11 protein-coding genes are annotated in these 11,241 nt (G+C 47.3%); all 11 read right to left on the reverse strand.

Features of this window, described 5'->3' with window-relative positions:
• Positions 1-132 precede the first annotated feature (132 nt).
• On the reverse strand, positions 133-420 hold the full coding sequence (locus ACTQ1N_RS12025) for a VOC family protein (protein WP_441956905.1): 288 nt from the start codon (positions 418-420) through the stop codon (positions 133-135).
• A gap of 230 nt (positions 421-650) precedes the next feature.
• Positions 651-2,096: a restriction endonuclease subunit S gene (locus ACTQ1N_RS12030; protein WP_441956906.1), complete on the reverse strand. Its 1,446-nt coding sequence runs from the start codon at positions 2,094-2,096 to the stop codon at positions 651-653.
• Entirely contained in the window at positions 2,093-3,625 is a 1,533-nt protein-coding gene (locus tag ACTQ1N_RS12035) for an N-6 DNA methylase (protein WP_441956907.1), read from the reverse strand. Before ACTQ1N_RS12035 ends, ACTQ1N_RS12030 begins: the two co-directional genes overlap by 4 nt.
• A 13-nt stretch (positions 3,626-3,638) precedes the next feature.
• Positions 3,639-5,969 (reverse strand): EcoAI/FtnUII family type I restriction enzme subunit R, encoded by a 2,331-nt coding sequence (gene hsdR, locus ACTQ1N_RS12040; protein WP_441956908.1) that lies wholly within the window; start codon positions 5,967-5,969, stop codon positions 3,639-3,641.
• Positions 5,970-6,309: 340 nt separating this feature from the next.
• Complete coding sequence (locus tag ACTQ1N_RS12045) at positions 6,310-7,218, reverse strand: pilus assembly FimT family protein (RefSeq protein WP_441956909.1); 909 nt, start codon at positions 7,216-7,218, stop codon at positions 6,310-6,312.
• A gap of 27 nt (positions 7,219-7,245) precedes the next feature.
• Positions 7,246-7,806, reverse strand: coding sequence for a type II secretion system protein (locus ACTQ1N_RS12050; protein WP_441956910.1), 561 nt, complete (start codon positions 7,804-7,806; stop codon positions 7,246-7,248).
• Between the two features lie 74 nt (positions 7,807-7,880).
• Positions 7,881-8,192 (reverse strand): hypothetical protein, encoded by a 312-nt coding sequence (locus ACTQ1N_RS12055; protein ID WP_441956911.1) that lies wholly within the window; start codon positions 8,190-8,192, stop codon positions 7,881-7,883.
• A gap of 103 nt (positions 8,193-8,295) precedes the next feature.
• The gene (locus ACTQ1N_RS12060; RefSeq protein WP_441956912.1) at positions 8,296-8,772 is read right to left on the reverse strand and encodes a type IV pilin protein; all 477 of its coding nucleotides are present in this window, start codon (positions 8,770-8,772) and stop codon (positions 8,296-8,298) included.
• A 75-nt stretch (positions 8,773-8,847) separates the two neighbouring features.
• Complete coding sequence (locus ACTQ1N_RS12065) at positions 8,848-9,282, reverse strand: pilin (RefSeq protein ID WP_441956913.1); 435 nt, start codon at positions 9,280-9,282, stop codon at positions 8,848-8,850.
• 17 nt (positions 9,283-9,299) lie between these two features.
• A complete protein-coding gene (locus ACTQ1N_RS12070) occupies positions 9,300-9,821 on the reverse strand; it encodes a pilin (protein ID WP_441956914.1) in 522 nt (173 codons plus the stop codon).
• A 678-nt stretch (positions 9,822-10,499) separates the two neighbouring features.
• Positions 10,500-10,817, reverse strand: coding sequence for a hypothetical protein (locus ACTQ1N_RS12075; RefSeq protein ID WP_441956915.1), 318 nt, complete (start codon positions 10,815-10,817; stop codon positions 10,500-10,502).
• Positions 10,818-11,241 lie beyond the last annotated feature (424 nt).

An 11,241-nucleotide genomic window follows, 5' to 3' on the forward strand; every position in this document is an offset into this window, starting at 1 on the left:
ACTGATCTCTTTGCAAGCCGGGATGCAACCTCCCGGCAGGTATTTGATTAGTAACCATTATGGCCTCAGGCCAGAACGAGAGGGGTTGCATCTCGTTTTACAGTTGAGGATCCAATGAGAATGCAGACGTCATCACGGCCTTTCGTGATGAAGCTGACAAATATGTATACGGCATTGCGGATCTGGACACCTGTGCGCAGGAACTGACTGACTCCCATATGTCGGATACGCGGCTGCGGGCAGAAACTCTGCCTTTTTTGTGTGGATATTGAACTTCTGATTGTTGTTCTCTCCAAAATACAAAGCGTATCGTCCGTTTCTGTCATCATACTTCATGCCAAGAATATCCACATAAAAATGCAGGCAGGCGCGAACATCTCTTGTGGTAATAACAAGATGATCTAAACTCTTGATTTTCATAAGGTTAGCGTATCCTTTTATTCTGGCGGTTTTCTGCAAAACGGAAAGGAAGGACCTGCTCTACTGTCGCATCATTGTAGATACGGCCATTCCCAGTCTTCAGGTTTTCTATCTTAGCGCTCTTATTGAAATTCATTGAACCGCTGTGCGGCTAATGGAAGTTTCAACGTGTCGAGCATTTCAAGGATATCCTGGATGCTGTTATTCATGATCCGCCTCTTGATTACTCCCTACTTCAGGCTGTCAATCTGTGGCAGCAATTCATCCAGCTTGGCAACGATGCGCTTCTGCTCTGCGAGGGGAGGAAGAGGCATTATTATTCTATGTAATGCTTTTGATGAGAGGCCTTGGATGCCAATGCCTTTTCCAGATATCAATCCGGCATTCTTGTAAAAATAGAAAAGATAATAAAAGTACCAGACGCTTACATCATAATACGCACGTAATCGGTGAATATGATTCTGGATCCTTATTGGCTCATCATATGGCCAAATTGCGGCTCTTCCAAAGTCGCCGCCCTCACAAACAAGGAGATCATTCTTCTTTACAGTGCATTTAACAACTTCTTCATCTGTAAAAGGCATTTCTTTGAGACGATCAAGTTCAAATCTGTTCCAATACAGATTTGAAGTCGTGATGTATGTAAGCATTTTGCCGGGGCCACTAACACCGTTTAAGGCTTTCCCTGTATTATGCTGAAACACGTCTCCGATGTACACCCACTCCCAACTCTCCGGAATATCGAACGGTATCTCCTCTTCCGTGATCCTCGGCAATGGCTTCTCCTTCTTGATCTTCCCTTCCTTAATCAGCTTCTGCTTCTCTTTAGCAATTTTCTCCAGCAGAACACTGGCCGGTTCGTCATTCGGATCCTGAGGCACCAGTTTTCCCTGAATCGCCATCTGCAGAATGGATTTCTTCAGATCATCCGGGAAGCGTGCGTTGTAGGACTGCAGATGGTCGTAGGCAACAGCATATCGATCGATATATGGCATGATCTCTTCGATCTTCGCCACGATGCGCTTCTGCTCGGCGAGGGGAGGGAGGGGAGCTCTCAATCTATGCAACGCATTTGATGAGAGTCCCTGTATACCGATTCCTTTTCCTGATATCAATCCTGCATTCTTGTATAGGTAAAAGAGATAATAGAAATACCGAACGCTAATTTCAGAATACGCACGTAATCGGTGAATATGATTCTGGATCCTTATTGGCTCATCATATGGCCAAATTGCAGCTCTTCCAAAGTCTCCGCCTTCGCAAACAAGCAAATCATTCTTTTGTACAGTGCATTTGGCAACTTCTTCATCCGTAAATGGCATTTCTTTGAGTCGGTCAAGCTCAAATCTGTCCCAGTACAGGTTTGAAGTCGTGATGTATGTAAGCATATTTCCGGGCCCGCTTACTCCATTCAATGCTTTTCCTGTGTTATGCTGAAAAATCTCTCCAATGTACGTCCACTTCCAGCTCTCCGGTATCTCGAACGGCACTTCCTCTTCCGTGATCTCCGGCAGGGACCTCTGTTTTTTAATCTTCCCCTCTTTGATGAGCTTCTGCTTTTCCTTCTGGATCTGCTGGTACAGTCCTTCCCCGGTGCCTTCCTCCGGTCTCTGCTCCACGAGCTTTCCCTGCATGGCCATCTGGAGGATGCTGTTCTTCAACTGCTGTGGTGTCACTGTTCTCCTCCCTCGTCATGCGGCAGAAGCACTACGATCTCGTCTAGTACATGATCGATCTCCGCATTCAGACTGGCGCGTTTCTCCTGATACTGCCGGATCAGATCGAGTGGTGCAAGGATCTCCTCTTCCTCATGCGGATAGCCGCAGAGGTCAAGGTTGTAGCTGCCGTCTGCGATCTCCTGTGCCGTATACTTCTTCGCCTTCCATGTGTCGGTGTCCTGATCCTTGATCTCTGTCCGGTTGTTCCACCACTCCCGGACCGGATCAAAATGCTCTGATTTCATCGGCTTGGTCTTGCTGAAGTGCTTGTAGCCCTCCGGCATGTCGAGACGGTAGAACCAGGTCTCCCTTGTCGCGCCGGTGTGATCGAAGAACAGGATGTTGGTCGTGATGGACGTATACGGGGAGAACACGCTGCCCGGCATCCGGATGATGGTATGCAGATTAAACTCGGTCAGAAGCTTCTTCTTGATTGCCGCCTTTGTATTATCTGTGCCGAACAGGAACCCATCCGGCAGGATCACGGCTGCTCTTCCGTCCTGTTTCAGACGGTACATGATAACGGACATGAAAAGATCCGCTGTCTCGGAGCTTGCCAGCTCTAAAGGGAAATGATTCTTCACATCGTTCTTCTCAGATCCTCCATAGGGCGGATTCATCAGGATCACGTCAAACTGGTCCTTCTCCGTGTAGTCGAGGACATCATGCATCAGCGAGTTGCCGTGGTAGACCCTCGGCACATCCACGCCATGCAGCAGGAGGTTGGTGGCACAGAGCATATAGGGGAACTGTTTCTTCTCAACGCCATAGACAGACTCACCAAGCGCCTTGTTGTCGTCGGTATCCTTCACCTGCTTGGACAGTTCCTTCAGCCAGCTCACCATAAAGCCGCCCGTGCCTGCGGCGAAATCTGCCATATACTCGCCGATCTTCGGCTGGATCATCTCTGCCATGAAGTCCGTGACAGCACGGGGTGTGTAGAACTCGCCGGCGGATCCTGCACTCTGCAGTTCCTTCAGGATGGACTCGTAGATATCACCAAAAGCATGACTGTCTTCATAGCTGCCGAAATCGATGCTGTCGATGACGTTGATCACCTGCCGCAGCAGGACACCATCCTTCATGTACTGGTTGGCATCCTGGAAGGTTGCCTGTACGATTGCCTTGTTGATGGGCGTATCCTTATCAACTTGGATGCCGTGGATCAGGATATTGCCGTTCGTATCCTTTACATCCGTTCCCTTGAGTACCGGAAACAATCTGTTGTTCACGAAGTCGAGCAGCTGCTCTCCGGTCAGAGCATTTCCTTTTCCATCATCCACCGCCCAGTTCCGCCAGCGGCACTCCTCCGGGATGATCGAGACGTAGTTCTCCTGATCAAATTCCCAGTTCTCCTCCTGTGCATCATAGACCTTCAGAAACAGGATCCATGCGATCTGCTCGATCCGCTGGGCGTCGCCGTTGATACCGGCATCATTGCGCATGATGTCTCTCAGTCTCTTTACAAAACTTCCTAAATCACTCATCGATCATTCCCCATCAGGCCTGCATGTAGATTGCCGACTCCAGCTCATGCACCGCCTGCAGATATCCCGCTTTCCCACCAAAATACTTAGCAATCCGCGCAGGAGAGCCAAGCTTCCGGAAGGGATCCAATTTCAATATTTCCGGCTGCTCAATCTCGTATACACCTTCATTTGCATACTTATCGAGCAGCGCCTCTATCACTTCCTGTGCCACCCCGCTGTATTTGTGCAGGAAATCACTCTTTTTGACGTTCTCCGCACGTTCTTTTCTGGTCAGTGGCTTCTGATCATAGGCAACGTGGGTGATAAAATCGAAATCATCCACGTCCTCCATGTGCTGATCCTTCTTCATCTTCTCAAGATCGATGCCGTGCTTTTTCAGCTCGTCCGAGATTGCTTCCTTCTTCTCAGCCTGTGACCATCTGCGTACAAATGTGCCAAGATCTGCATAGTCACCACGGATGTTTCGCCTCGTGTAGTCGATAATATTCTCCTGCCGCAGGAGCTTGCCGCCGGAATCATAGACAGAGACTGTCTCTCTGACAACATCCACCGGGCAGCCGCTCTCATCCACATATGGCATCGGCGGTTTTGACACCGGCGGTTTCGGAGGATCGACTTCGACTGGCGGGCGGTCACCCCGCCCCGGCGTAAAGTTCTCATTGATCTCCACAGGTCCATCCCAGTCTGGATCCGCAAAGAGCCGTGCCACGCCCCGGAAGTCCATGATCGTGAAGAACAGTTTTCCCTGATCCTCGCGCACTCTGGTGCCGCGTCCGATCATCTGCTTGAACTGCGTCATGGAGTTGACGTTTTTGTCGATGACAATGAGCTTTGTCATCTTGCAGTCCGTGCCGGTCGAGAGCAGTTCCGAGGTCGTTGCGATCACCGGATACCTGCTCGATACGGAAATGAAGTAGTCCAGCTTGCTCTTGCCATAGTCGTCATTTCCCGTGATCCGGACCACGTAGTCCGGATTCTGCTTCACCATATCAACATTCAGGTTGACAAGCGCTTCGCGCATCCGTTCCGCTGCCGCTTCTGTCGCACAGAACACAATCGTCTTCTGCATACGGTCCGTAGCCTTCAAGTACTCGGTAATCCGAAAGGCAACCTCCTGAATCCGGTCTGCAAGGATGATGTTATAGTCGTAGTCTGTATTGTTGTAGATTCGGTCTTCAATCTCGTTGCCGTAGTAGTCCTTCTGACCCTTGTACGGTCTCCAGCCATCAGAGATGTTCAGCGTAATGCCATACACCTTAAAGGGAGCAAGGAAGCCATCGTCGATACCCGTCTTCAGGCTGTAGCTGTAAACCGGATCGCCAAAATAGGTGGTGTTCGAGATGTACTCCGTCTCCTTCGGTGTGGCGGTCATGCCAATCTGCGTGGCATCATGGAAGTAGTCAAGGATCCTCCGCCACCGGCTGTCCTCCTTGGCGGAACCGCGATGGCACTCGTCGACGATGATAAGGTCAAAGAACTCCGGATCAAAGAGCTCACTGTAGTGTTCCTGATCGTTGTCTCCGACCAGCTGCTGATAGAGAGCAAAATAGACCTGATAAGAAGTGATGGTGTCCTTCCTGTCCCTGGCAAAGTTGACCTTGTGGGTAACGCTCTCAAGCGGAGCAAAGTCCTGCTGGATCGACTGATCAACCAGATTGTTGCGATCCGCGAGATACAGGACTTTCTTTTTCACCCCGCTCTTCAACAGGCTGTAGACGATCTGGAAAGCCGTGTAGGTCTTGCCGGTACCCGTCGCCATCACAAGAAGAATCCGATTCTGACCGCGTGCAATGGCATCCAGTGTGCGGTTCACCGCATTGCGCTGATAATATCTCGGCGGGTAGGTCGACTGGCTTGAATAGTACGGCTGATCAAGAAGCTGACGTTCCTCGTCATTCAGACCATTGCCGTCGTTAACGCCCTGCTGGTAGCGTTTCAGCAGTTCATCCTTCGTGGGGAATGCATCCATAGACAACTGACGCTCGTTGCCCGTCAGAAAATCATGCTCCAGAAAGCCATCGCCGTTTGAACTGTACGCAAAAGGGACATCCAGCATCTGCGCATAAGTCATCGCCTGCTGCATGCCAAAACCGACCGTGTGTGTATTGTCCTTGGCTTCCACCACGGCAATCGGGTGATATTTGTTCAAATAAAGAAGATAGTCGACCTTCTTGGGATTTTCGCGATATGCCATATTGCCACGAAGGTTGATCCGACCATCCGTGATCTTCGTCTCCATGGTAATGTTGACACCATTCACCCACCCGCTTCTGTTGATGGCAGGCGTGATGTAATTGAACTTGATATCCTCCTCGGTCATCTGCTTTTTGTCAAGAATCATAGCAGCTGTCCCCCGCATATTAAAATCGATTGGATAAAATCAGTATACCATGAATAGGCTGTACCGGACTCTGAAAAAATGAACATGTGTAAACAAAATCCGCCTAAACAGAAAAAGCGATGCAGGCATTCATCCCGCACCGCCGTCTATTCCCTTCACAATCCTCCCGGTAACTTGCTTGTATTCTCTCACTCAAGCTTTATCGGCAACACTCCGCATGATGGTAAAGTAGCTCTACTGTTGCCTTCTGAGTGCCCGTGTCCACGGCTTGAAAACCTGGAAAGCAGTCCTGGATTTCGGGGTCAAAAGGTTGACAGGGACCCGGAGGGTGTGTGCTGCCTCATGGATTCAAGTTGATTTTCACCCATTTTCCATCATTTGTTAATGGTCCAGACGTTGTATTCCCCCCATCATTGTAAACATAATAATCATCGCCAACCTTGCAGAGATCCCCTCTATTAACATCAGTTCTCTGTTTATTAAAATCAGGCTGTTGCCAAATCTTACCAGTAGGCTTTTCCGTGGCATACCAGTCTAATACTTGATCCGGAGTTTGGTTCGTATACTGATCATTTTCTACTTGCACAGTACGAGTGCCAAAATAAATAGACCCTTTATAGCGATATACCATTCCTGGAACAATCTTATAAAAATGATTAGAGCCACTATAAAATCCGTCTTTGCTGACAACCGTCTCCCAATCATTTATCGAAAAATTAAAAGCATTAGGAAGGTTTGTAGTCGTGTTAATGTCATCTGGATTTGCTAAAGAACCAGATCCACCTCCAGTACCACCACCACTGTCACTTCCTCCTCCAGTGCTTCCGCCTCCAGTGCTTCCTCCACCAGCATTTCCACTACCCGAGCTTCCACCTTCATAGTGAAGAATTGCTTTCTCACCATCATACTCTACCCATGCAGTCCCACCGGCTTTCGGGTAATCTCCTACTACCTGACCATAAACCCCTTCCAGATTCTCCTTCAGCCCACTGCTTTGCCATTGATCCTTCTTCTGCTTAAGCTCAACAGCGCCAAACTGATCCTTACCGCTTACATTACCGCCCTCGGTAATAGCCTCCGACATGACCTCTGCATACTGTGACCGGATGTTTGCAGCATCCGTAGCTTCTCTGGCTTTTTCAAGCTGAGAGGTAAAGATCGGGATGGATATTGCAACGAGTACTCCAATAATGGCGACCACAATGAGGAGTTCCGCAAGCGTGAAGCCTTTATTCTTGTTTTTCTTCATATGTGATTACCTCATCATTCTAATCATTTATTTCGAATTTCCATTAATTGCATTCTGCATGTTCTGGCCACCGGATTTTGCGTTATTTGCGATGATATTATTAAGATTCTCCGTAGTAGGATTCCACATGAATCTCTCTTCGGACTTTGCTTTATTCGTGCTTGATACAAAGCCATGCTCACCATTGCCATAAACATAGAAGCAATACCAATACCATCCACCGCCATTAACGTTTCTGCATTTCACGCGTAAATCATCTGTGACGATTCCAGATTCTTTTACAAGTTTCAGAAACTCGGCTGTCGTAGTTGTCCCTGATGTCCCGCCATTTGTCACTTTACATTCACAAGGATAATTGCGATTCACATAAACATATGCGGCCTGATTATCATCCAGCTTGAGATCTCCATCCATCAAATCATACATCAGGGTTGATTCTATGTTCCGAGCATTTGAAAGGTCTACCGCCCTTCTGCTCTTCTCCAGCTGCTTGCTGAAGATCGGTATGGATATCGCCACGAGCACTCCAATAATAGCGACCACAATGAGGAGTTCCGCCAATGTGAAGCCTTTTCTATTCTTTTTCATATGGTTTCCTCCATTCACTCACTGCACACCTTAACGCGATATCCACAAGTGCCAGAACTGACGCGCTGGATAGATCATTTGATGTTGTGCTTATCCATCTTCTCTTTGAAAATCCTCGTGATGATACCGCAAAGCTCCTCGCGTTCCTTCTCCGGCAGCTCTCCCGGCTTCTTTGCGACAGCGTACAGATCAGGATACTGATTCGCGATCCGCTCAATGGTCTTCGTCGTCGCGTGCTTTCTCACAAAGAACGGGATCTTCTTGATCCACTCCTGCGGCACCAGGGCAAGGATTTTATCTGCTGCCTCCTTGTCGGTGATCTCCACGGCGGAGAGGCCTGCGTTGATCTGTTTCTGTTCTGTTGATGTGAAATCTTCTATGTTCATGGTGTTCTCCAATTTTAATAACGTGCTATGTCTGATTTCTTGTTTTCATTCACGGTTTGCATTTACGCTCTCATTCCAATTAAAACACAATCCTCGTTTATGCCTATATTAATCGTGTTTCCGTGATATTTCCATCCTTGTCATATGTGAAAACAACATACTTTAATTTGCCTGCTTTTCCAATATCTCCATGCGATCCCGGATCTGGTTGCAAAGTGCTGTAGAAGGGTAGATTTTCTCCTAAACCCGACCAGTTATTTCTTTTCTTACTTTCTATGTCCACACTATATACGGCAATACTCGATATAGTTGATGAGGTAGCAGACTCAAAATTGACAGACATTGTAATTTCACCATTGCTTCTAATCACAAGACCTTTACCACTTCTCATTGATAGATCTGGATTCAAATATTCTGCCTGAGCCTCGGCATATGCAGATCGCAAATTCGCCACCGAAGTAGCATCCCTTGCCTTCTCCAACTGCGTACTGAAAATCGGGATGGATATCGCCGCGAGCACTCCAATAATGGCGACCACAATTAATAATTCCGCGAGTGTAAAACCTTTTCTGTCCTTCATGATGATCACCTGCCTCTCTACCATAAACATATCAGCTCTGTGAAGATTCCATATTCCAAAATAAAGAGATAGTTCTTAAGAGTGAACCATGTATACCCTTACCTTCCCACTTACATTATTGACAACCAGAACCCATTTCTTATATACATGCTGCCCAAGGGTCCAATCCGGACGTGAACCGATAATTGTAGATGTCAACCAAGATGAAGGAGTTGAGTAAGCGACACCAACGGACTCATATCCGTCAAGTGATCCTTTCTCTGTCTTGCCTGTCAATGCATCATAAGTGTAATAAGTTTCGCTCCTTGGATCCGTCGCTGAAGGATGAGTGGTGATGTATTCCGCTTCTACCGCGGCATATGCAGCTCTGGCGTTTGCCTGATTTGCGGCGAGTCTTGCTTTCTGCACCAGCTTACTGAAGATCAGAATACTGATGGCAACGAGCACTCCAATAATGGCGACCACAATCAGTAATTCGGCAAGCGTAAAACCTTTATTCTTGCTTCTCATGATGATCACCTGCGTCTCTACCATAAGCACACGATGGCAAGAAAAGTACCATCGCCCTGCATTGCAACGTCCCAGTAGCGGTACGTGCGGTCGGTGAGAACGGTATAAGACATTTTCCCGGTACTTAATAGCTTACCGCCCATGTTCATCTTCCACATAGATATATCCGTTTCCCCTTTTCCTCCGCTTTGTGAGTAACCAATATTGGCAAAATCCTTATATGGAAAGCCCATCTTATTATTCGGACTTGCTGTTCCCCAACCCACATATGTACACTGTCCCGTCTTCGTATCATACCTGAAATACATATGCTGATCATGGTCAGCTGCTGTCGTTTCCTTGACATCATCCGGTGTTTCAAGGAAACACGTGATCGCCGCTGACATGGCAGAGCGAGCATTCGCCTGATTAACCGCAAACCGGGCTTTCTTGAGTTGGGAGGTAAAGATCGGAATGCTGATGGCAACGAGCACAGCAATGATGGAGACTACGATAAGGAGTTCAGCCAGTGTGAAGCCTTTATTCTGTTCTTTCTTCATAACAAGCATCACTCCTTTCCGTTTCACCTATGTCACTGCCACACCACGTAATTAACGCCATCAATATGGATCCGATGGCATAGATTTATAGTTATCATTTGCCTGAATCTGCTTGATAGATCCATCTTCCTTGAATGTGTAGATATATCGATAGAAATAATAATCGCCAAATTTATAATTATCGTTATTCTTCAGTGCCGTATTTACATTCCATGATGAAATATCATTAGGAACTATATTATATGCCGAATTATACGCAGATATCCGTAAATCTTTCTTAATCTGTTCCTCACTGGCACTAGGATCCTTTGATTTAGCAACCTTGCCAGTGTGAATGTCAATCACTTTTTTAGATGTAAAATCAGCTTACCGCGCACAGTTACTGCGGAGTCAGCCGCTACTATGGTTGGAAAGGGAACTGCTGCAACTGTTAGCGGTGCTGCCTACACTACTGACCCAGTATATACACAGTTTGGATACACTGGTGGGGATGTTGCTGGTCATTCGATTACTGCAACATATACTGTTCCTACCGCAGGAACAGAGTCGTCTGTTTCTGTTCATTTCAACTAATTACAGACTTGCATTGTACCCATCCTCCCGGCGAGGATGGGTATTTTAGCGCAAATAAAAAGCCCACCCTCGCTGGGAGGATGGGACTTTTCAAGCTGGTTCGAATTATGAAGCCAAAGCTACCGCAGTAATCTTGCCTGTACTATCGTAAGTGAATTCAACATTCTTAGTTCCAGATTCTCCAGTATCTGCCGGAGTAACTTGATCTGCTGCTGTAACCCAAGGAAGCTGAGCACCTACTCCGCTCCAATTGTTTGCTTTCTCGCTCTTAATAACGACGTTAGCAACTGTAATTTTACTCACCTTTCCATTCGTGTCATATGCAACAGTCACATCTGTATCGGCGTTAGCTGTCTTTCCGTCCGCTGTAAGATATGCACTCTGTGCCTGCGCATATGCGGCTCTAATATTCGCAATTGACACGCCATCTCTAGCCTTCTCCAGCTGTGATGTAAAGATCGGAATCGAGATGGCAACAAGGACGCCCCACAACCATCATGGCTTACTTTAGTCTGTCCTTCTATTATATTATTGCAATAGCAGTTTGACAACCACTGCGCAAAATAAAATCCTTCCCTCATCCACACAACCCTCGCGCATATATAGGAGCCTATCCGTTCTCTGATGCTTCGCTGAAGTGCTTTGCTTCCTCCATGGAAGAATCGATGCTTCGCTACAACCTCAGCGCAAAATTTCAATCTTTCTCATAGCTTACAACCTCAGCGCAAAAAGAAAACTCGTTCCCGAAAATAAAAAAACGCCCCTGCCATCTTCGGCAAGGGCTACTCTTCTCTCATATCTTTACGTTCTTCACGGTTCCATCCAGGAAGGTGATGGTGAAGCTCGT

Origin of the sequence: Porcincola sp. LCP21S3_C12 (assembly GCF_052118625.1) — a bacterium.
GTDB lineage: Bacteria > Bacillota > Clostridia > Lachnospirales > Lachnospiraceae > Porcincola.